Below are 21,806 nucleotides of genomic sequence, written 5' to 3'. Positions count from 1 at the left end.
TTATTCCCACTCAATGGTCGCCGGGGGTTTGGAGGACACGTCGTAAGTGACCCTGGAAACACCGGCCAGTTCATTGATGATGCGGTTGGAGACTTTTTCCAGCAGCTCGTAGGGCAGGTGCGCCCAGCGGGCGGTCATAAAGTCGATGGTTTCCACGGCACGCAGGGCAATCACCCACTCATAACGGCGGCCATCACCGACCACACCGACCGATTTGACCGGCAGGAATACAGCAAAAGCCTGGCTGGTCTTGTCGTACCAACCAGCAGCACGCAGCTCTTCGATAAAAATGGCATCAGCATCACGCAGGATATCTGCGTATTCTTTTTTCACTTCACCCAGGATACGCACACCAAGGCCGGGGCCGGGGAAAGGATGACGATAAACCATGTCATAAGGCAGACCCAGCTCCAGGCCGATCTTGCGTACTTCGTCCTTGAACAGTTCACGCAGGGGTTCAACCAGCTCCATACGCATGGTTTCCGGCAGGCCACCCACGTTGTGGTGAGACTTGATGACGTGCGCCTTGCCGGTTTTGGCAGCAGCGGATTCGATCACGTCCGGGTAGATGGTGCCCTGCGCCAGAAAATCCACATCGGTCAGTTTGGTGGCTTCTTCATCAAAGATGTCGATAAAGGTGTTACCGATCACTTTGCGTTTGGCTTCCGGGTCACTGACCCCTTTTAAGCGGCCAAGGAACAGTTCTTCTGCATCAGCACGGATAACACGCACGCCCATGTTGCGGGCGAACATTTCCATCACCTGATCGCCTTCGTTCTTGCGCAGCAGGCCGTTGTCAACAAACACACAGGTGAGCTGATCACCAATCGCCTTGTGCAGTAATGCAGCCACCACGGAAGAATCCACACCGCCGGACAGGCCGAGCAACACCTTGCGCTGGCCGACTTGTTCACGTACCCGCTGAGCCAGATCTTCAATAATTTGTGCAGGAGTCCACAAGGCATCACAGGCGCAGATCTCCAGCAGAAAATGCTCCAGCATCCGTTTACCCTGCAGGGTATGGGTTACCTCAGGGTGGAACTGCACACCGTAAAAACGTTTTTCTTCACAGCCCATGGCCGCAATGGCACAGCTGGGGGTGGAGGCGGTGATCTGAAAATCGGCGGGTAATTGCACCACCTTGTCACCGTGGCTCATCCACACATCCAGCAAACCCTTGCCTTCGGCAGTCAGGTGGTCACGGATATCGTGGAACAGCGCTGATTCAGCTTCGAGCTGTACCTGAGCATAACCGAATTCACGCACATTGGAGCCTTGCACCTTGCCGCCCAGCTGTTTAGCCATGGTCTGCATGCCGTAGCAGATGCCCAGTACCGGCACGCCCAGGGTGAATACACACTCAGGAGCGCGTGGAGAGCCATCATCCGTTACGGATTCCGGGCCACCAGCCAGAATGATGCCTTTGGGAGCAAAAGCCCGGATATCGGCCTCGTTCATATCAAAGGCAAAAATTTCGCAATAAACACCCAGCTCACGCACGCGACGGGCAATCAGCTGGGTGTACTGGGAACCAAAATCCAGAATCAGGATTTTATGAGCGTGAATATCTTGCACAGGTTGCTGCATGGCTTTTAAGTCTCTCAGCTGACGCGGTAGTTGGGGGCTTCTTTGGTGATCTGCACGTCATGGACGTGAGATTCACGCATACCGGCACCGGTGATTTTCACAAAACTGGGTTTGCTGCGCATGGTTTCAATGTCACCGCTGCCGGTGTAACCCATGGAGGCGCGCAGACCACCCATCAGTTGGTGCACGATGGCACTCATGGAGCCTTTATAAGGCACACGGCCTTCAATGCCTTCTGGTACCAGTTTTTCTACACCAGCATCCTTGTCTTGAAAATAACGATCAGAAGAACCCTGAGATTGCCCCATGGCACCCAGTGAGCCCATTCCACGATAAGCCTTGTAGGTACGACCCTGATACAACTCCACTTCACCGGGGGCTTCTTCAGTACCGGCCAGCAGACCGCCCACCATGATGACGTGGGCACCAGCCACAATGGCTTTGGCCAGGTCACCAGAGAAACGCACACCACCATCAGCAATCAGCGGGATGCCATAGGGTTTGAGAGCATCTGCCACATTGGAAACAGCGGAAATCTGCGGTACACCGACACCGGCGACAATCCGAGTGGTGCAGATGGAGCCAGGGCCGATGCCAACCTTAACGCCGTCTGCTCCGGCTTCGGCCAGTGCTACAGCGGCTTCAGCCGTGGCAATGTTGCCACCAATCACATCCACCTGCGGGAAGTTTTCTTTGATCCAGCGTACCCGGTCAATCACGCCTTTGGAATGACCATGGGCGGTATCCACCACAATCACATCCACACCGGCTTCCACCAGCGCAGTGACGCGTTCTGGGGTTTCCGGACCAGTGCCTACAGCGGCACCCACACGCAGACTGCCGTTGGCATCTTTTGCGGCCAGCGGGTAGGTTTTGGCTTTTTCCACATCGCGGAAAGTCACCAGACCACGCAGATGAAACTCCTTGTCGACCAGCAGCATTTTTTCAATGCGGTGCTCGTACAGGCGTGCCTTGATCTGCTCCAGCGGGGTGTTTTCCAGTGCGGTGACCAGTTTTTCTTTGGGGGTCATGATGGCCGCAACGGTGTCACCGGCATGAGGTTTCACACGCAGGTCACGACCAGTGACAATACCCACCAGCTTGCCGGAATCTACTACCGGGAAACCGGAAAAACCGTATTCAGCAGCCATTTCCAGCAGTTCATCAATTTTGGTGGTAGGGGCAACACTAACCGGATCTTTCACCACCACACTTTCATGTTTTTTGACCTTGCGCACTTCGTTGGCCTGCTGGGCAATGGTCATGTTTTTGTGAATGATGCCAATGCCACCTTCCTGTGCAATGGCAATCGCCAGACGGGCTTCGGTGACGGTATCCATAGCTGCAGAAACCAGTGGAATATTCAGTTCCACGTTGCGAGTGATACGGGTTTTCAGGCTGACGTCTTTCGGCAGGATTTCGGAATAACCGGGTACCAGCAAAACATCATCGAAGGTGAGCGCTTCTTCAACGATACGTAACATAGATGACCTGCGATTTTATGGAAGTGGGGGAAGTGACCGGTGTGATGGATGACCAGTCGATGAAAAAAATAATCGCCTATTTTAGCTGAGCTGGGGTTCAGCGTAAACGTCCGACTTGTTTTCTCTGGTTTTAACCGCATTTATATTTGCCTGCCAGGTGGATAGCTCCCATCCGTGCGCTGATATGTTAGATTAGCAGGCTGTTTTCCGGTTCACCGCTGTTTAAAGGATACCTGACACAAGATGACCTCCTCCCCTGCCGGAGCTGTTTTTCCACCTGCCGACTCGGTCGGGTTGGTGGAGCCTCAAATCCAGCTGTTTGATCAGCCCTTACAACTGGCCAGTGGCAGTGTGCTGGAAAGCTGGCAGCTAATGGTGGAAACCTATGGTGAGCTGAATGCTGATGCCAGCAATGCCGTGCTGATTTGTCACGCCTTGTCCGGTAACCATCATGCTGCCGGTTATCATTCCACCGAGGACAACAAACCCGGCTGGTGGGACAGTTACATCGGCCCCGGCAAACCCATCGACACCCGCCATTTTTTTGTGGTCTCCCTGAATAATCTGGGTGGCTGCCACGGCTCCACAGGTCCCTCTTCGATCAACCCCGCCACGGATCAACCCTATGGCCCGGATTTTCCGGTCTTAACAGTACAAGACTGGGTGGATTCTCAGGCCTTGCTGGCAGATCGACTGGGCATTCAGCAGTGGGCAGCTGTGGTGGGTGGCAGTCTGGGTGGTATGCAGGTGCTGGAGTGGTCACTGCGTTATCCGCAGCGGTTGCGTCATGCAGTAGTGATTGCCAGCACACCCAAGCTGTCCGCTCAGAACATTGCTTTTAACGAAGTGGCACGTCAGGCCATTATGTCTGATCCGGATTTTCGTGAAGGGCGTTACCAGCAAGCTGGGGTGATTCCGCGTCATGGTCTGGGGCTGGCTCGAATGGTGGGGCATATCACCTACCTGTCGGAACACTCGATGGGTGAAAAATTCGGGCGTGACCTGCGAACTGACAAGCTGAACTACGGTTTTGATGTTGAGTTTCAGGTGGAATCCTACCTGCGTTATCAGGGTGAAAGTTTTTCTGAGCGTTTTGATGCCAACACCTACCTGTTGATGACCAAAGCGCTGGATTATTTTGATCCTGCTGCAGCCTGTGGCGGGGATCTGGTGCAGGCTGTATCCGGTGCTTGCTGTCGTTTTCTGGTGATCAGTTTTACCACCGACTGGCGTTTTTCACCCAAACGTTCGGAGGAGCTGGTGAATGCTTTAACAGCCGCCAGAAAACGAGTCAGTTACGCCCGCATCAAATCACCCCATGGTCATGATGCTTTTCTGATTCCGGATGAGCGTTATGAAGCCGTTTTTACTGCTTATATGCAGCGTGTAGCCGCTGAATCCCGTCACGGGGAGGTGAACTGATATGCGCCCGGATTTATCTATCATTGCCAACTGGGTGACTCCTTCCAGCCGTGTATTGGATCTGGCCTGTGGTAATGGTGAGCTGTTACATCATCTGGAACAACACAAACAAGTGCAGGGGTACGGGCTGGAAATTGATGCTGACAATATCACTGCTTGCCTGGCCTGTGGTGTGGATGTGATTGAGCAGGATCTGAACCGTGGCTTGAGCAATTTTGCCGATGGCAGTTATGACACAGTGATCATGACCCAGGCGCTACAGGTATTAAGGCGTCAGGATCTGGCGCTGGAAGAAATGTTGCGGGTGGGGCGTGAGGCCATTGTTACCTTCCCCAACTTTGCCCATTGGCGACCCCGCTTTTATCTGGCTTTTAAAGGCCGGATGCCTATGTCCAAAACTCTGCCACACCAGTGGTACGACACACCCAACATTCACCTGTTCACCTTCAAGGATTTTGAGGCTCTATGCCAAAGCAAGGGTTTCAGGATTGTTGATCGTGCAGTGGGTGATATGGATTATGAAGGACACTGGAAAGCCCATTTATGGCCGAACCTTTTTGGCGAAGTGGCGATCTACCGCATCAGTCGTTGAAATCTTTGGAGAAAAATATGTCCTTGTTACGCTATCTGCTGCCTCTGATGCTGTTGTTACCCCTGCCGCTGTTGGCGCAGAACAATGCCATGGAGCGGGTCGGAGACTATGAAATTTATTACGATGTGTTGCCAACCAGCTTTCTGAACCCCCAAGTGGCACAGGGTTACGGCATAGTGCGCAGCAAAGGTCAGGGTATGGTGCGTGTCACTGTGCTGAAGCGTCTTGAGGACGGCAGCAGTGAACCCGTGCGGGCGCGGGTATCCGGTCAGGCAGGTAATCTGGCCGGTCAGATCAACAGTCTGGGGTTCCAGCTGAAAGAGGTGGGGCAAGGTGAGGGTTATGCCAATATAGCCAGCTTCCGTTATTCCCACGATGACCCGATGCGTTTTTTGCTGCGGGTGACTTACAGCCCGCAACATCCTGCTTATGAACTGGCTTTTGTCCGCCGCTTGTTGATGGATTGATCACTGATGACCCAGCAAAAACTGATACTGGCCAGCGGTAATGCCGGTAAATTAAAAGAATTCTCCTCTTTGCTGGCACCTCTGGGTTGGCAGGTGGAAGCCCAGAATCTGCATCAGGTGCCGGAAGCCGAAGAAACCGGCCTGACTTTTGTGGAAAATGCCCTGATCAAAGCGCGTAATGCCGCTCTGCATACCGGTTGTGCCGCACTGGCAGATGATTCGGGTGTTGAGGTGGATGCCTTGCAGGGTGCGCCGGGTATTTATTCGGCACGTTTTGCCGGTGTTGGTAGCAAGGATGCAGACAACAATGCTTATCTGCTGGAGCGGCTCAAAGATGTGCCCGAAGCGGAACGTACTGCCCGTTACTGGTGTGTGCTGGTGTTCCTGCGTTTTGCTGAAGATCCTACGCCGGTGATAGTACAAGCCAGCTGGGAAGGGCGCATTCTTGCAGCACCTCGTGGTGAAGGTGGTTTTGGTTATGATCCCCTGTTCTGGTTGCCGGAGCTGGGCAAAACAGCGGCAGAAATGGACAAGGAAGAAAAAAACCGCATCTCTCACCGTGGGTGTGCCAGTCAGTTACTGATTCAGGTATTGGGTGAGCGTTTCGGACAGCAGGGTTAAAGGGTGGACAACCCGTTACCGCCTTTATCCTTGTATGTACACCTGCCCTGGTGTGTACGTAAATGCCCCTATTGTGATTTTAACTCCCATGCTCTGGATGCATCAGCCGGTGGTATCACCCGGCTGGATGCAGACACCGAGCGCCAGTATGTACAAGCACTGCTGGCCGATCTGGATCACGATCTGGCCGCTTGGCCTCAGGTTCAGCAGCATCCACTGGTGTCGATCTTTTTTGGTGGCGGCACACCTAGCCTGATGTCTCCTGAGGGTTACCAACGTTTTTTTGAAGGGCTGCAACAACGCCTGCAACTGACCAAAGATTGTGAAATCACCCTGGAAGCCAACCCCGGAACAGTAGAGCAAGGGCGTTTCAGTGGTTACCGGGCGACGGGCATCAACCGCCTGTCGATGGGCGTACAATCTTTTGCGGAACCCCAGTTAAAAGCCCTAGGGCGCATTCATAGCGGGCAGGAAGCCATCAACGCGGTTGAAGCCGCCAGAAAAGCCGGTTTTGATAACTTTAATCTGGATCTGATGCACGGTTTGCCGGATCAGACCGAGGCACTGGCACTGGCCGATTTACAACAGGCGATTGATCTGCAACCAACACACCTGTCTTGGTATCAGTTAACTCTGGAACCCAACACCGAGTTTTTCCGCCGCCCACCGATCCTGCCGGAAGAAGACACTCTGGTGGCAATTCAGGATGCCGGTCAGGCATTATTGGCACAAGCCGGATTTGAGCAGTATGAGGTCTCCGCTTATGCTCAGTCTGGATACCAAGCGCGTCATAACCTGAACTACTGGACCTTTGGGGATTATCTGGGGCTGGGTGCCGGGGCACACGGTAAACTCAGTCGTTTGGATAACACCGCTGCGGGAGGTTTGTCCATCGAGCGCCGCTGGAAAACCCGCCAACCCCAGGCTTATTTATCCCGCTTGATCGAAGGACGGGATTTTCTGGCCGGTACAGAGCAACTGTCTGCTGCTGAACGCCCGGTGGAATTTATGATGAATGCCTTGCGCCTGGCAGAGGGTGTGGATGCTGATTTATATGCCCGGCGTACCGGTTTATTATTGGCCGATCTGCAGCCACTACTGGTCGATTTACAACAGCGGGGTTTATGGACAGCAGATGATAATCGGCTGGCCTGTTCACCTCTGGGCTGGCGTTGGTTAAACACAGTGCTTGAACAGTTTATGGTCGATTAATTCACAGTTTTATCCACAGGTGAGACACTTATGAAACAAACATTCAGTCGATCTGCTGCTGGGCTGTTACTGCTGCTATCCGGCCTGTTGCTGGTAGGTTGTTCCAGCTCTGAACAACAAGAGCCGCCATTGCCACAACTGAATACCGATTCAGAACGCCTGTACTTAGCGGGACTGTCCTCCGGTGGTTATCTGGCACATCAGTTACATCTGGCCTGGCCGGATGAAGTTCGCGGTGTGGCTGTGTTTGCGGCAGGGCCTTATGGTTGTGCCAGAGAAGGTTTGAGTGCTGCACTGCATCGGTGTATGGCGATAACCCGTGGTGCCCCGCAGGTTGATCAAACGCTGAGCATCATCAACACTGCGGCAAAAGAAGGAGCCATTGGTGATCCGACAGCATTAAAAAACAGTCGTGTATATCTCTACCGTGGCGCTGCCGATCCACTGATTCATGCACGGGTCAGCCAGACCCTGCAACAGACTTATGCACAGCTGGTTCCCGATGGCACTCTGAGTCATACCGGTGCTCTGGCTGGGCATGGTTTTCCGACCCGCAAGCAGGGTGTGTTGTGTAGTCTCACAGCCTCCCCCTATGTGAATGCTTGTGGTTATGACGGTGCAGCAGCTAGCCTTGAGCATCTGGATGGTGAAGCCCAGCGTGATGTGAGTGATGAACCCCAGGGAAGCCTGACACGTTTTGATCAAAAACCGTTTAAAGGTGCCAGCAAAGGCTTGGCCGACTGGGGTTATGTTTATGTGCCACCAGGCTGCGCTGAGGGTGCTTGTGGTTTGCAGGTGGTATTACACGGTTGTGATCAGACCGCCGAGCAGGTGGGTGAAGATTTTGTACGTTTAACCGGTTATCTGCAGCAGGCGGATGCGCGGGATCTGGTGATGCTCTTTCCCCAGGCGCGTGCCAGTTTGCCTAATCCCAAGGGTTGCTGGGATTGGTGGGGTTATGAATCCAAGGTGTTTGATACCCGTGAAGGACCACAAATGAAGGCTGTTCGTGCCATGTGGCAACAGCTTGGCAGTACAGTTACCGATAAACCGTAAAATCAAAATAACTGCCGTAGAATGATTTGAGATTCATACCGGTGGGATTGATCAGGATGCTGGCACGCCAGACCATCATCTCATCGGTACACAGGCTCAGCAGGGGTGTGGCACTGAATACACCCTCACCCTGATATTGCATTGGGGTGCGGTTGTAACCCATGTACATGTCCCGTCCCTGCAGGTCGATTTCCAGTTTCAGGCGACGGAGTTCGTCTTCACTGAAACCCTCCAGACGTACAGTGACAGGCAGGGGTTCCAGTGGTCGAGGTTCTGGGGTGTGCAGGGTAAAACTCAGTGTTTGCCCTTTATCCAGAGTAGCGTGGCAGGTTTCATCCGGTAGCTGGCATTCAGCCGTTGCAGGATACCAGGTGACATTGCCGGCTTGGTGTCCGCGCAGATAGTCCGTAACGTACCAAATAGCCAGCAGGATACTGATCAGTGTCACCAGAATAAAAAAATTCAGTGGATAGGGTTTTCTGGCTTTTGCGGGTGTTTGACTCATGATGGTATCTCGTATGAGCAGGTCATTAGCTTAACAAAGGGTTTTCCTGCCTGCCTGTGGCCGGATGACGCATTAGAGGGTTTTTCAGGTTTATGCTGACTTTGATCCATGCCCTTGGTCCGGTGTTTGTTGTTATTCTGCTGGGTGTTGCACTCAGGCGGCTGAATTTTCCTTCTGCTGACTTCTGGCCGCAGTTGGAACGCCTGGTTTATTTCTTTCTTTTCCCCGCCATGTTAACCACCCGTCTGGCACTGGCCGACTTTTCCGGGCTGGCTGTGGCACGGGTACTGCTGGCGGTACTGTTATTGCTGTTGTTAATGACCCTGCTGCTGCTGGTGTTGCGCCGCTGGCTGGGGCGAAATGGTGCTGAGTTTACTTCGGTTTATCAGGGTGCGCTGCGTTTTAATACCTATGTTGCACTGGCCGTGGCTGCGGAGTTGTTTGGCAGCATGGGTCTGGCACTGGCTGCGGTGATTATGGCACTGATGATTCCTTTACTGAATCTGTTGTGTGTACTGATTTTTTCACTCTATGCCGGTGAGCAGCGCTCGGACTTAAAAACCACTCTACTGACGGTAATCAAAAACCCGCTGATTCTGGGTTGTTTGTTCGGTATTGTTCTGAATATCAGTGGGATAGGTCTACCGGGCTGGAGTCAGCCGGTGATGGAAATTCTGTCGCGGGCAGCTTTACCGCTGGGGCTGCTGGCGGTGGGTGTGGCACTTAATCTGGATGCTTTGCGCCGTGCCGGACAGCCATTAATTCTTTCCAGTCTGATTAAGTTGTTGCTGATGCCGCTGGCTGCGGCGCTGATCAGTCAGGGGCTGGCACTGAATACCCAGGAGCAGGCGGTGCTGGTGCTTTTTGCCGCTATGCCAACAGCAACCAGTGCTTATATTCTGGCAAGACAGCTGGGTGGGGATGCTTCACTAATGGCGGCCATCATCACAGCGCAGACACTGGCTGCCATGATGACCATGCCGTTGGTGTTGTATATCAATCAGCTCTGGTTCAGTTGAGCATGTTCAATTTTAGTGCACTTGTCTTCCACATAAGCCAGGCCGTTTTTTTCTGCCAGATCGCGACATTCAGCGTTACTGATGCCCAGCTGTAACCACAGGCCTTTGGCACCAATTCGTACCGCTTCTTCAGCAACAGGTAAACAGTCTTCTGCCTTGCGGAATACATCAACCAGATCAATGGATTCTGGTAATTCGGTCAGGCTGGGGTAACAGGTCAATCCCAGAACCTGCTGGTATTGCGGGTTAACCGGGTAAACAGTGTAACCGGCATTTTTAAGGTACTCGGCAACACGGTAGCTGGCACGTTCCGGTTTGTTGGAGATGCCAACAATGGCTATGGTGCGTGCCTGTTGTAACACTTGCTGGGGATTACTGCTCATGGTCTGTTCCCTGTTAATTGATGGATGACTGATATAACAGGGAGCATAACACGGTAGATCTGTTTCAGATTCATTTATAGGTGTTGAAATTCAAGCAGTTCAGAGTTAAATGGCCAGGGTAATCACAATACCCAGCAGTACCAGACTGATCAGCATTAACAGCTGGTTTCTACGCTGACATGAGCCTTTTTTATCGGTTTTTTCTGCTGCTGACGCAGCGGGTGGCTCAGCGTCCTGATTGTCCGACTCGTTTTCACTTGACGCATCCTCATCTGGTTCGCTTTCATCAGCAATAAACGGAACCGTTGCCTGAGGTTCGGTCAGGTCATTGTCCAGGCTTGTTTCTATCAGCTCTGCTCTCGCTTTGCGATATTCAGGTTTGGTGAGAATACCGTTGGCATACTGGCGCGAAAGGGTTTTCAGGTTCGTTTGCATTGTTTCTTCTCTGAATGACTGATCTAGGTTAAGGGGTGTTTGCTGCTTGCATAAGAGGTGACTGCACCTCTTCCAGCAGCAATCTGAAACCAGTGATGCCATCAGCAGCACCGGAGTGAGGTCTGATAAAGTTCAATCCACATTCCGCGTGTGGATCCTGATAAGATCCACCAGCGGCCATCAGTCGATTGCCCTGCATAACCAGCTCCTGAACATTACCGATAAAATTCTGCATCCCCCAGCCGTTCTGATGCCCGGTGGAAACACGGTTGATCTGATCGCCCTTGAGAACCTGGCCCCCCAGGCGTACCCGACAGTTATAATCCCTGGGTGGTTGCTGCCCCTGGGCGTAGGCTGCGTAGTACCATTCATCACGGGTTGGCAAACGGTAGGTCTGTCCGGTACGTTCGGAAAGCCAGCCGGTATAAGCTTGTATCTGTTGAATGTTCAGCCCTATACGTGGCTGATCTTTATCAACTGAATCATCCACCGGGCACTGCCCACTGAAAAAGCAGTATTTGTTGTAGTCTTCGTTGGATATTTCATATTTGCTGATGGCAAAACCCGGCTGTGAGTCTGAGTTTGGTATTACCACCATCAAGGGTCCACGCACCCGGTCATGCATCATGTCAAAACAGATGGCTCTGGCTCGACGACCAAATCCAGCCAGATCTTCGGTGCAGGGGCGGGTACTTTCCACCGGATTCCAGGCCTGAGCAGAAACATCCGCTCCGGTTTGTTCAGCCGTAGCACGCAGGGTGCGGATATCCACATCCCGCTGCAGGATGCGCCCTTGCCAGCGTTGTGCAGCCATACGCTCACTCAATGTGGCAATGGCCGCTCGGTAGGTGGGGTTGTCCGACCAGAGCTGGCGTGCTTCTGCCAACCTGGCTCGTGCAGTGTCAAACTCCTGCTCATCCAGACTGGACTCAAAACTGGCAAAAATAGATTCAGCATCACGGATACGTGCATTCAGGTCTTTTTCAAAATCCAGTACTTCCGGGTGATCCGGCAGGCGCTCTTTGGATGCTGTCAGCATGTTACGGGCTTCAGACAGACGTCCTGTGGTGAGTGCAGCGCGGGCGGTACGTCCTTCAATCCAGGGTGCCGGTGCCAGCTCTGCACGCAGTTGTGCCAGTCGGGTGCTGCCAGGGAACAAAATGCTGGCGCGAGTGGCCAGACTTTCACCCTGACGACGGTTGGTATTGGCCAGCTCCAGAATACGTTCAGTCAGAATCAGGGTGTACTGGCGCTCCAGATCTGGATAACGAGCCGGTGCAAAGGTACGGATCTCATCGACCATCCGTTGTGCTGCCGGAGTATCAAAGTGTTCCGAGTTGCGAAAGAGATCGTTCAGCTCAACAATGTTGCCTTCCACCAGGAAATGTTCACGAGTATTTTGCAGTAGCAAATCATTGGGTGATACCTGCAGCCCTCGATTTGCAAGGCTAACGGCTTCCCGGAATTGTCCCTGCCGTCCGACATTTTCGGTCAACTCCAGATAGGCTTCCGCCATGGCATCCGCCGCGGTGATGGTAATGTAGGGGTCATTGTCTTCGAGATAATTGCGCAGTTCAGCAAGGGTACGTTCTGCGGCATCTATTTCCCGCGCTCGGGCTTCAACCAGCAGGGTGCTTTGCAGGCCATTGATGCGTGCCTGCAGGGCTGCTGCTTCCCGCTCAAGCAAAAAGTCATTGTATTCCTGGGTGATGCGAACTCTGGCTTGACCCAGTCGTGGTTCATTAAGTTGGAAGCCATTGGTACGATCCAGGGTGGCCAGTGCCAGGCTGAAGCGGCGCTCTTCTTCCAACTGACTGATGCGTTGCACAAACAACTCTGCCAGCTGGTCTCTGGCACGGGTCACCACCGGGTGATGAGCACTGTAATGAGACTGCAGGTAACGAAGCAGGGTATTAGCTTCCGCTTCCCATTCACGGGTGATGGTTGCTTCTGTCAGCAGTTTTTGCAGACGAGCTTCTGCGGCAGTAGTGGGGTGACCCTGATCAATCAGTGGCTGATGCAATCCCAGAGCCAGTAACAAATCCTGTTGTTCCTGCATCAAGCGTGCTGGATCGGTTGCCCTGTTGATGGCATCCTCCAGCAGCGGGCCGGTCAAGCTGGCCAGTGTGCGTAACGCAGGATCCAGTGGTGCCAGCTGTGACAGTTCAATGATGTTGCTGCTTTGTTCTATGATTGGACCAAAACTTTGGAATGCCAGCTGTTCTTCACCAAACGCCAGGCGCAAGACTTCGATTCTGACGTTACGCTGCTGCTGTTCTTTTGCCAGCTGCCAGCGATCCTGGGTGTTGATGAGGTCGAGATCAGCAGACATACGAGCTAAACCAATATCCAGATAAATCCGTGCCTGCTCAAGATCACCCAGATTGATGGCTTCCTGAGCCGAGGTGGCGTAGGCATCCGGAATACGTGGGTCTTCCAGCAGGCTGTGCTGAGGTGCAACGGCAATAATCAGTGAGAGAATCTCGGTGATGCTGCGACCTGCGTCCTGTTCCGATGGCAGTAACCACTCATTTTCCAAGGCCAGATTCAGTTTCTGGCTGAGTTGGTGAATATAACGGTTACGCTGCAGATCGACATGGTTACGCTGGGCATTCAGGGCTGCGGAGTCGGGGTACAGCAGCGCCATACGGTTGAGTTCCTGCTCGGCTCGATCAAAATCATGGTGGGCTTCTTCCAGGTCAATGGCTTGATTGATCAGTTGCTGGAAATAACCTTGCAGGACTTCACGACCATTTTCTGTGACACGGTTACGGGCATTCACATCCAGTTGTGGCAGAGTGCTTATGGTGCTTTCAATCAGCTCCGGTTGGGCAGTTAAAACATCACTGATCATGCGCTGGATACGGCGTTCTTCTAGCTGGTTCATCACCGGGTTGTAAGCTGCCAGGCTTAGAATGACAGTAAAAGCAGAACCCAGCACCCAAGGGTTTTTGTGCCAGTTGGCTTTACCTTCCAACTCTTTCAGAAACTCTTCAACCGTGGGAGTGCGTTTTTCTTTTTCAAAGGCCAGGCCGTGCAGCAGGCCTTTCATCTGCCGCTTTTTCAGGCTTTTGATCGGTGCAGGAACCAGCTTGGCTTCCATTGCCTTGAGTGCCGATTTTTTGTTAAACGGGTGATAACCGGTAAAAAGCTCGTAAGCCACACAGGCCAGGGCGTAGAGGTCATCCTGAGTGGAAGGGTCTTTACCCTGCAGCATCTCCAGCGAGGCATAAGCGGGTGTCAGTGCACCGAGTGAACCGGCATCAAAATCATCCTGTTTTTTATCACCCTTGTCATCATCACTGCTACCACCGGCGTTAACAGCGCGGGCGATACCAAAGTCCAGCGTTTTAACCTGACCATCATCACACAAAAAGGCGTTACCCGGTTTAAAGTCCGAGTGCACGATGTTCTGTTTATGGGCATAAATCAGTGAAGCGCCCAGCTGTTCAATAATCGGGAAGGCTTCTTCGAATGGCAAACCACCTTTTGGACGCACGACCTTGCGGATGAAGGTATCCAGCGGTTTACCAACCAGCAGCTCCATGGTGATAAACACCTGGGTGCCAGTCATGCCAATACGGTCAAAGTCGTAAACCGTGGCAATATTCGGGTGCGCCAGTTTTTGCTGACGGCTGGCTTCCCGCTGCAGGGCAATAAAGGCCTGAGGGTGTGCCTTGAAGTCTTCAGTCAACACCTTCATTGCCACATAAGGGTTGGCGTCGTTGGCTTCAACCTTCAGCAGGTCGCGTGCCTGGAATACCTTACCCATACCACCGGCACCCAGCACCTTATCCAGTATAAAACGATCCTTGATGATCGAACCCGGTCCTAGTTTCTGCAGCTGCGGGTTAGTGGCACCGGGCATGCTCCATGAGCGCTGGGAGGTGCTGGAGGTGTGCAGGGTACTGTTAAAGGTGCCGGAGGTTTGCTGGGTATGGGATGGAAATCCGGTAGCGCTAGTGTGTGCATAAGTACTGCCTGACCCGTCACCATCCGGGTTGATAATGGTGAGCTCACCGTTCTGATTTATGCCACCGGGCATGGCAATCAGGGTGGGTGCTTCGTCATCATCATCCGGCGGATTGGCTGCGGCACCCTGCGGGTAAGCAATCAGCGTAGGGGCTTCGTCGTCTTCCTCCGGTGGATTGCCTGCTGCTGGTGGATAAGCAATCAGTGTGGGTGCTTCATCATCGTCATCATCCACTGCTGCTGCAGGTGTTGAAGCTGGCTGCCCGGCTGGATAGGCCACCACTGTGGCGGCCTCATCTTCATCGTCATCATCCAGTGCCTGATTGGTCGGCAGATCAGAAATATCCGGCAACTGACTGGAGAGCCTATTGGCCTGGTCAGAGGAAAGTTGTCCGTTGCGAACGGCTTGTTCGAGCGCGGTAAGAAATTGCTCAACACTGAAAGCTCGTTTCTGCAAAAGACTCTGCAGCATGACCTGAAATTCAGGCATGGCAATTTCGTTATCCGCCAGAGTCTTGAGCAGTTGCTTCGGATCAGCCATATCAGTGTGTGCTCTCAGATAATTTCAACAACAACAACGGTGACATTGTCTCTGGCACCTCGGTCAAGGGTCAGATCCACCAGTTTTTTACAGATTTCTTCCGGTGAGCCCTGTTTGAGATAATCCGCAATTTCGGGGTCATCAAGATGACGGGTCAGCCCGTCACTGCAGAGCAGGTAACGATCACCGGAACTGAGCTCACAGAGATCCGCTTCCATGTAAAGCTCTTCCTGACTGCCCACGGCACGGGTAATAATGTGGCGTTCAGGGTGTTTTTTGGCTTCTTCACGCGTGATCAAACCCTGACGGATGTAGGTTTCCACCTGGGAGTGGTCAGAAGACATTTGTACCAGATTACCGTTACGCAGCCGGTAAATACGGCTATCACCTGCCCAGAGCAGAACCCCCATGCGGTTGTTTTCGATCACCAGCATGGCAAGGGTGCTGCCAATGATGTGTTTTTTGCCATCATCTGACTGGCTACGTTCTAACAGTCGGTTGTTGATCTGATCCAGCGCGTCTTCGATCTGATCCAGTCGATCAGACAGGGAGCCGTTAACCGGCGTGCCCCGTAGCGTTTCAACAATCATACTGCTGGCGACATCACCGGCATCGTGTCCACCCATACCATCAGCAACCAGCCACAGGCCTTTTTCTGGAACTTCCAGAAAAGCATCTTCATTCACCTGGCGCACATGGCCGCGATCCGTGAGACCTGCCGAGATGGCGATAGTGCCGGTCTGTTTTTTGTCTTGCAGGGTCATTGTGGCAATCCCTCGTTATCAGGCCTCTAAGGAGAAGTGAATCAATTCCTGCGGATTGTCATTCATGGCACGCCCAAGGCTAATGACCCCTTCACCATGCAGCAGTATTTCTTCACGGCGTACAAAAGACTGGCTGCCATCACTTTGTTGGACGTAGGTGCCATTGGTGCTCTGGTCGATCAGGAAAAACTTGTCACGACGCAGTTCAATCTTGATGTGCTGGCGAGAAGCCAGGCTTTCGTTGACTGGAATATCGCAGGTGGCGCTGCGCCCCAGTACCGCAAACTCACGCTCCTGATTCAGCCGCACAAAGGTGTCGCGGTATTCGAGTCGTAATTGAGTCGGCATAGCAGGGCTGGCGGCGACCGATGAAATATCTACTGACATGCAGGTAACATCATCTTCCTTCCAGATAAACTCAATAATTTCAATTTCACCCTTGCCTTTGATATGTGCATTGTCCAGAAAGCGAATGTTTTCATCATTCTGAAATACCTGAGGCAGCAGATTGGCTGTTTCTCTGGTTGTGACAATTTGGCTAGCTTTGGCCTGTGCCGCCATACGTGCGGCAACGTTGACTGCATCACCATGCACATCACCATCTTCCATGATGCAGGAGCCGAAGTGGTAACCAACACGGATGGCAACAGGCACTTCAGTTACCCCTTCCTCGTTGGCTTCTTCCAGGCTTTCCTGCATGTCGCAGGCTGCTTTGTTGGCAATCTCGGCATCATCAAAGGTGCACATGATTTCATCACCAATGGTTTTGATCACGGTGCCTTTATACCGATGAATGACCTCGGTCAGCAGGTTCAGTGTGTCGGAAACAACTTTTCGTGCTCTTTCGTCACCGAGCGAATCATAAAGCTTGGTGCTGCCGCAGATGTCGGCAAACATGATGGAAAGTTTCTTCGATTTGGTAAACATGGGGTTGGTCACCTTTGTTTTTTGGCCCTACTCAATCGGCAGGGGTTGGCTTAGGTCTTCGAATCGGCTCAACAGTATATGTTCATTCGGAAATGGCACCGTGGGGCCGATTACAAAATCGTCAAAAACAAACTGATCAGCCCAGTTTCCTTCCAGGCTGTCACGATCTATACGGGCGATGATTGCAACAAACTCCCGTTGCAGATCAGAGTAGCCCGTTTTCAACTGGGTAAAACGATCCAGCAGCTCTGCCTGTTCCGCATCAGTTGCATCCAGTTGTCCGAGCAGTAGTTCAAGTTCTTCCTGTATTCGATCCATCTCCTGTTCATTTAATGCCGTCACACAATGAGGCTCATCCACACAGGCTGCAAGAGTCAAGATCAACCCTTCCTGTAAATCCCTTAACAGTGCCAGCTCCAGCAGCAATTCCTCTTCCGGCAATGTTTCCACTTCGGTACTGGTTATTTGCTGATCTGTTGAATCCTCAGCGGCCAGAACTTGCAAGGCTGTAAAACACAATAGCCAGGGCAGCATCACCACCAACAGCTTTTTCAACCTAGTTTCCATCCAGCATCTTCTCGATTCGTGCCTCAGATCGGCTGGCTGCTTTCAGGGTGCTCTCAATGATCTGGGACAGACGTTCATCACTCAGATCCAATCCGGTACGCTCCGCAAACACTTCGCGCCGCTCACGGTTGAACTGCAGGCTTTCGAGGAAACGCACACGGGTGTAGATGGTTTCAATCATTGCCACTTCTCTTTCCAGGGCTTCCATGTCGATGTCATCCTCACCTATGGCACCAAACTCATCCTCAAACTGCTGTTCAAAACCGGTGAAATCCTGCAGATCAGTCCGGTAGGCCATGAACTCTTCCTGCTGGGCACGATACTCCGCCAGCATCTGCTCCAGCTCTTTGCGTCGTTCTGGGTCAGTGGTGCTTTTCAGCTCGGCTTCCAGCTGTTGAATACGCAGCTCTAACTCGTTGATGGAGGCAGTCAACTCTTCCACCGTCACATCCGGTGTACAACCTTCGACTTCTTCACACTGGGCAAAGGCCAGTGCCACCCCTTCACCCAGACGACCAAACAGGGTCAGGTCTTCCTCAAACAGTGCCAGGTCGATAACCTCAATGGCACGAACACCCATTATTGAGGCGGCCGGGTTGGCAAAACTCACCGAGACGCTGACCAGGTTCAACCCAAGGTTACGGATAAAAGCAGAGGTATTGGCTGACAGCTGCACACCCCGAGCATTTGACAAGGGGCTGGGCTGGGATGTGTCTTGCTGCTCAGCGCTTACAGCCAGTTCAAAATCACCGCCGTTGAAGTCCAGAATCAAGTCAGTGGCATTTACGATACCGTTTGCCGCAATGACCCGGCCACTCTGCGCAGTGATGGTGGTTTCTCGACTGACTATCAGATCACCGTTAGCTCTTAATCCCGTGCTACAACCATTACAGCCTTCCCCTGTTGCAATCAGACTGATGCTTTCACCTACCTGGATGCTGGTGCCGGAAAGGGTAATATCACCCGCCATCAGCACCAGGCTGCCCCCGGTATTAATGGCCTGGCTCACCGTCAGGCTGCTGGTATTGATAGTGGCATTGCTGCTGCCGCCCAGTGGTAGTTGAGCCGGTGTGATACGACTACCAATAAACAGAGTTCCGGTATGGTTAAGTAGATTTGGCAGCAGCAGATCACCGTTGCCGATGTTCATGTTACCCGCTACCCCACCTGCGGGTGTATCAACAGTCAGAGAGCCGTTGCCAAGCACACTGCCACGGGTCAGGGTGCTGCCCTGACTGTAGTTCCAGTAATTACGCTGACCTTGCAGCTGCAATGTGCCACTGTACTGCCCGTTAGAGGTAAAGTTGTTATCTCCACCACTGCCACTGATCAGGGTGCTGAATCCGGTAAAACTGGCAGTGTTGATATTACCACCTGTTGCCGACAGGAGTGCCCATTCAGTATCACCTGATGCCCCTCCTTGCAGGGTGTCACCGCTACCAATCAAGGATTGGATGCCGGTGAAACCGGAACCCCAGATCAGCGTCATTGGGCTGCTGGTGGCAGAAATGTCATAAGTATTCGTACCTGTGCCGCCATCAACCTGACCATTAACCCGACCATTGCCCTGCAGCCGGATAATGTCATTACCACCACCTGCATAGATATTGCCGTTGTGCACACCACTGATGTTGAAGGTGTCTGCACTTTCACCACCATACAGATGAGCAAAATCACTGAAGGTGGCGGTATTACCACCACCTGCATTAAATGCAGCATTGGATAAGGTGCCGCTGCCGTTACCGGTCACCTGCCAGGTATTGCCGGAATTGGTGAGTCCTTGCAGGCGATCATAACCACTACCCTGCAACAGGATGCTGCTGGCAGCCAGGTTTAAACCATTCAGATCCAGCGTGACACCTGCGGTATTACCGGACTGGTTGACGGCCAGAGTCATGGCACCGGATGAGCTGAGATTAGTACCTGCCGAGTAGAGCAGCTGATTACCGGCAGAAAGCGTTAAAGTGCCGCCGGTTGTAATGTTTTTGAACTGCAGATTATATCCACGAACCTCAAGGTTGTTGTTCGCAGCCGCAGCCTGATCCAGATTGATGTTGCCACTTGCACTGTTCAGGTTGGTATTACTATTGGCATTAAAACCTCCCAGGTAAGACTGATTGCCTGAGGTGTGAATACCACCACCATTAACCTGAGTTGCCCCGTTTACTGTCAGATTGCTCAGTCGAACACTATTACCAACAAAACCATTAAATGTTGTGGTTGCGGCGGTGGTAGTCAACTGTTGTGCACCATTAACACTACTGCTGAAGGTTATGCTCTGTCCAACCGCTGATAGATTGGTGGTTCCAGTCAGGGTAACTGCTCCCTGGTAAGCCTGACTACCTGCAGTGGTTGTTATGGCGCCATTAATCTGGCTGGTTCGGCTCACCGTCAGGCTGCTCAAATTACTGGTGGACCCGGAGAAAATCCAGTCACCGGCAAGAGTAAAATTGGTATTACCTGCATTCAAACCATTATTCATACCAATACTGCCAGCAGTGCTGGTGAGCGTATTGACCCCGTTTAGCGTCAGTAAACCATTGTAGGTCTGGTTGTTGGCTGTGTTGACTGTACCCGTGAGGTTGGTCGCACCGGACACACTGAGAGAGGCAGTATTCTGAATGGTGCTGCTATTCAGGAGATCCAGCGAACCGTTGATTGTCACTGCCGCCAGTTCGGATACATCTCCATTAAAAGTAGTGTTACCGGTCAGAGCCAGGTTCTGGTTGTTGCCGGTTACTGTGTTGTCAAAAGTTAAAGTTGAACCGGACAAAGCACGAGAACCACTCAGAGTTACTGCTCCGGCATAGGACTGACTACCGGAAGTGGTGACATTGCCGGCAAGTACGGAAGATCCAGAGACACTGAAAGAAGCTACGTTTTGGATAAAGCCGGTATTTTGCAGATTCAGGGTCCCGTTTATCAGCATTGTTGCAAACTGGGAAACAGCACCTTTAAAGGTGGTATCACCTGTCGTGCTGGTTAAGGTCAGGTTCTGATCATTACCGGTGACGGTGGAATCAAAGGTCAGGGTCGAGCCGGACAGGGTACGGACACCTTCCAGCGTGACTCCATTTGAATAAGTTTGGCTGCCTGTTGTTGTTATATCCCCTGCAAGTAAAGAGGTGCCACCAACCGACAGGGCGCTTAAGCTGGATGCATTGCCTCCGGCCAGTGACCAGTTGGCATCAGCGATTGTTAAGCTGTTGTTGCCACCAATCAGGTTGCCAGTCATGGTAATCAAGCTGCCAGCACCAGCTGTCAGAGTACGATGATCTGCTAAGGTTACTGCGCCGGTATAGGTTTGGTTGCCGGTTGTTGTGACATCAGCACCCAGGGTGATGTTGCTTGAAGTGACATTAAAACCTGCTGTACTGATAACATCATGATTCAAGCTGAAAGCTGTTGTACCAGTGTTCAGAGACAGGGTGTGGAGACCTGTCACTGTGCTACCTAAAGTGATCCCACTGTTATCTGTTGATAGCTGGGTATTACCAGCGAGTGTCATGGCGCCGGTATAACTCTGAGTACTGAAAGTAGTGATGGCTCCATTAAGGGTGCTGGTGCCGTTAACGGTCAGTGAGGCAAGGTTAGATGCAGTGCCGGAAAAGTTGAAGTTGCCAGCAATAATCAGGCCCTGCCCCTCGCCATTTAAACCGGCTCCCATGGTGATAGCGTCCGAACTGGTCACAGTGTGAGTGCCGCCACTTAAGATAACCTGCCCAGCGTAGCTTTGATTACCTGTTGTGCTGATGTCAGCACCCAGAGTTGCTGTTCCATTACTGACAGTCAACTGGCTTAACTGTTGTGCTCCACCCACTGCTTGCAGAAATTCAGTGCCATTTGCAGTACTTAAAGTGAGTGCTCTGGCTGTAGCATCACTATTGATAGTGGCATCAAACTGGATTTTGCCATTGTTGCTGGTCAGGCTGACATCATTCATTAAAGCCACAGACCCTTTATAAAACTGATCACCCTTGGTGGTGATGTTGTGGCTGATATTAATGCCGCTGTCACCTTGCAGGGTAAGGCTGTTGTCACTGCCAAAGGCACCGCTGATATTGATGGTTCCCGTTGTCACTAATTCAAGATCAAACGACGATGTAAACTGATAAAGAGTAATGTCACCAGTGTGGGCCGCTGTACCGATGCCAAAGGAGCCAGCATTATAACTGAAGTCACCCCCAATATTGTAAAGAGCATGATTGGCATTGCCGCTGTCATAACTCGCGTCAGTGGTGCAGGTGCCACT

At 52.3% G+C, this 21,806-nt stretch carries 17 protein-coding genes; 7 read left to right on the top strand and 10 right to left on the bottom strand.

The window, feature by feature from the left end; translation table 11 throughout:
• Together guaA and guaB are read right to left on the bottom strand one after the other, a co-directional pair.
• Positions 1–1,575 (bottom strand): glutamine-hydrolyzing GMP synthase, encoded by a 1,575-nt coding sequence (gene guaA / locus IBX50_RS05460; protein WP_292254091.1) that lies wholly within the window; start codon positions 1,573–1,575, stop codon positions 1–3.
• 26 nt (positions 1,576–1,601) lie between these two features.
• Positions 1,602–3,071, bottom strand: a complete 1,470-nt coding sequence (gene guaB, locus IBX50_RS05455) for an IMP dehydrogenase (protein WP_292254072.1) — start codon at positions 3,069–3,071, stop codon at positions 1,602–1,604.
• Between the two features lie 243 nt (positions 3,072–3,314).
• On the opposite strand from guaB, the gene IBX50_RS05450 reads away from it, so the two are divergent.
• From IBX50_RS05450 to IBX50_RS05425, 6 genes are read left to right on the top strand one after another with little or no spacing between them, the layout of a single operon-like run.
• Positions 3,315–4,493: a homoserine O-acetyltransferase gene (locus IBX50_RS05450; protein WP_292254069.1), complete on the top strand. Its 1,179-nt coding sequence runs from the start codon at positions 3,315–3,317 to the stop codon at positions 4,491–4,493.
• 1 nt (position 4,494) lies between these two features.
• On the top strand, positions 4,495–5,085 hold the full coding sequence (metW, locus tag IBX50_RS05445) for a methionine biosynthesis protein MetW (protein WP_292254067.1): 591 nt from the start codon (positions 4,495–4,497) through the stop codon (positions 5,083–5,085).
• A gap of 17 nt (positions 5,086–5,102) precedes the next feature.
• Positions 5,103–5,552: a DUF4426 domain-containing protein gene (locus IBX50_RS05440; protein ID WP_292254065.1), complete on the top strand. Its 450-nt coding sequence runs from the start codon at positions 5,103–5,105 to the stop codon at positions 5,550–5,552.
• Between the two features lie 6 nt (positions 5,553–5,558).
• Entirely contained in the window at positions 5,559–6,173 is a 615-nt protein-coding gene (gene rdgB / locus IBX50_RS05435; protein WP_292254064.1) for an RdgB/HAM1 family non-canonical purine NTP pyrophosphatase, read from the top strand.
• Between the two features lie 3 nt (positions 6,174–6,176).
• Positions 6,177–7,385 carry a radical SAM family heme chaperone HemW gene (gene hemW / locus IBX50_RS05430; RefSeq protein WP_292254062.1) on the top strand — a complete coding sequence of 403 codons (1,209 nt, stop codon included), beginning with the start codon at positions 6,177–6,179 and terminating at the stop codon, positions 7,383–7,385.
• 30 nt (positions 7,386–7,415) lie between these two features.
• Positions 7,416–8,441 (top strand): PHB depolymerase family esterase, encoded by a 1,026-nt coding sequence (locus IBX50_RS05425; protein WP_292254060.1) that lies wholly within the window; start codon positions 7,416–7,418, stop codon positions 8,439–8,441.
• Here the strand turns inward: IBX50_RS05425 and IBX50_RS05420 are convergent.
• Complete coding sequence (locus tag IBX50_RS05420) at positions 8,425–8,946, bottom strand: hypothetical protein (protein WP_292254059.1); 522 nt, start codon at positions 8,944–8,946, stop codon at positions 8,425–8,427. The genes IBX50_RS05425 and IBX50_RS05420 overlap by 17 nt on opposite strands.
• Positions 8,947–9,038: 92 nt before the next feature.
• Here IBX50_RS05420 and IBX50_RS05415 point away from each other — a divergent pair, with 92 nt between their 5' ends.
• Entirely contained in the window at positions 9,039–9,965 is a 927-nt protein-coding gene (locus tag IBX50_RS05415) for an AEC family transporter (RefSeq protein ID WP_292254058.1), read from the top strand.
• On the opposite strand, the gene IBX50_RS05410 is transcribed toward IBX50_RS05415, so the two are convergent.
• The 7 genes from IBX50_RS05410 to IBX50_RS05380 form a co-directional block, all read right to left on the bottom strand.
• Positions 9,947–10,348 (bottom strand): CoA-binding protein, encoded by a 402-nt coding sequence (locus IBX50_RS05410; protein ID WP_292254057.1) that lies wholly within the window; start codon positions 10,346–10,348, stop codon positions 9,947–9,949. The two genes, IBX50_RS05415 and IBX50_RS05410, sit on opposite strands and share 19 nt — an antisense overlap.
• 105 nt (positions 10,349–10,453) lie before the next feature.
• The gene (locus tag IBX50_RS05405) at positions 10,454–10,783 is read right to left on the bottom strand and encodes a hypothetical protein (protein WP_292254056.1); all 330 of its coding nucleotides are present in this window, start codon (positions 10,781–10,783) and stop codon (positions 10,454–10,456) included.
• Positions 10,784–10,811: 28 nt separating this feature from the next.
• Positions 10,812–15,296 (bottom strand): protein kinase, encoded by a 4,485-nt coding sequence (locus IBX50_RS05400; RefSeq protein ID WP_292254054.1) that lies wholly within the window; start codon positions 15,294–15,296, stop codon positions 10,812–10,814.
• A 14-nt stretch (positions 15,297–15,310) separates the two neighbouring features.
• Positions 15,311–16,060: a protein phosphatase 2C domain-containing protein gene (locus tag IBX50_RS05395; protein WP_292254053.1), complete on the bottom strand. Its 750-nt coding sequence runs from the start codon at positions 16,058–16,060 to the stop codon at positions 15,311–15,313.
• An 18-nt stretch (positions 16,061–16,078) separates the two neighbouring features.
• Positions 16,079–16,987, bottom strand: coding sequence for an adenylate/guanylate cyclase domain-containing protein (locus tag IBX50_RS05390; RefSeq protein ID WP_292254051.1), 909 nt, complete (start codon positions 16,985–16,987; stop codon positions 16,079–16,081).
• 27 nt (positions 16,988–17,014) lie between these two features.
• Positions 17,015–17,542: a hypothetical protein gene (locus IBX50_RS05385; RefSeq protein WP_292254049.1), complete on the bottom strand. Its 528-nt coding sequence runs from the start codon at positions 17,540–17,542 to the stop codon at positions 17,015–17,017.
• Between the two features lies 1 nt (position 17,543).
• Positions 17,544–21,806, bottom strand: a 4,263-nt coding sequence (locus IBX50_RS05380) for a hypothetical protein (RefSeq protein ID WP_292254047.1), incomplete at its 5' end; no start/stop codon positions are given.

It is taken from the genome of Marinospirillum sp. (assembly GCF_014859565.1).
Note: the sequence above shows the minus strand (reverse complement) of the source record. Positions and strands in the feature narration are given on the sequence as shown.

What these genes read in the sequence shown, in the direction of transcription:
- guaB (WP_292254072.1), bottom strand. Translation starts at nt 3,071, where the DNA reads ATGTTACGTATCGTTGAAGAAGCGCTCACCTTCGATGATGTTTTGCTG.
- IBX50_RS05450 (WP_292254069.1), top strand. Translation starts at nt 3,315, where the DNA reads ATGACCTCCTCCCCTGCCGGAGCTGTTTTTCCACCTGCCGACTCGGTC.
- metW (WP_292254067.1), top strand. Translation starts at nt 4,495, where the DNA reads ATGCGCCCGGATTTATCTATCATTGCCAACTGGGTGACTCCTTCCAGC.
- IBX50_RS05440 (WP_292254065.1), top strand. Translation starts at nt 5,103, where the DNA reads ATGTCCTTGTTACGCTATCTGCTGCCTCTGATGCTGTTGTTACCCCTG.
- rdgB (WP_292254064.1), top strand. Translation starts at nt 5,559, where the DNA reads ATGACCCAGCAAAAACTGATACTGGCCAGCGGTAATGCCGGTAAATTA.
- IBX50_RS05425 (WP_292254060.1), top strand. Translation starts at nt 7,416, where the DNA reads ATGAAACAAACATTCAGTCGATCTGCTGCTGGGCTGTTACTGCTGCTA.
- IBX50_RS05420 (WP_292254059.1), bottom strand. Translation starts at nt 8,946, where the DNA reads ATGAGTCAAACACCCGCAAAAGCCAGAAAACCCTATCCACTGAATTTT.
- IBX50_RS05415 (WP_292254058.1), top strand. Translation starts at nt 9,039, where the DNA reads ATGCTGACTTTGATCCATGCCCTTGGTCCGGTGTTTGTTGTTATTCTG.
- IBX50_RS05410 (WP_292254057.1), bottom strand. Translation starts at nt 10,348, where the DNA reads ATGAGCAGTAATCCCCAGCAAGTGTTACAACAGGCACGCACCATAGCC.
- IBX50_RS05405 (WP_292254056.1), bottom strand. Translation starts at nt 10,783, where the DNA reads ATGCAAACGAACCTGAAAACCCTTTCGCGCCAGTATGCCAACGGTATT.
- IBX50_RS05400 (WP_292254054.1), bottom strand. Translation starts at nt 15,296, where the DNA reads ATGGCTGATCCGAAGCAACTGCTCAAGACTCTGGCGGATAACGAAATT.
- IBX50_RS05395 (WP_292254053.1), bottom strand. Translation starts at nt 16,060, where the DNA reads ATGACCCTGCAAGACAAAAAACAGACCGGCACTATCGCCATCTCGGCA.
- IBX50_RS05390 (WP_292254051.1), bottom strand. Translation starts at nt 16,987, where the DNA reads ATGTTTACCAAATCGAAGAAACTTTCCATCATGTTTGCCGACATCTGC.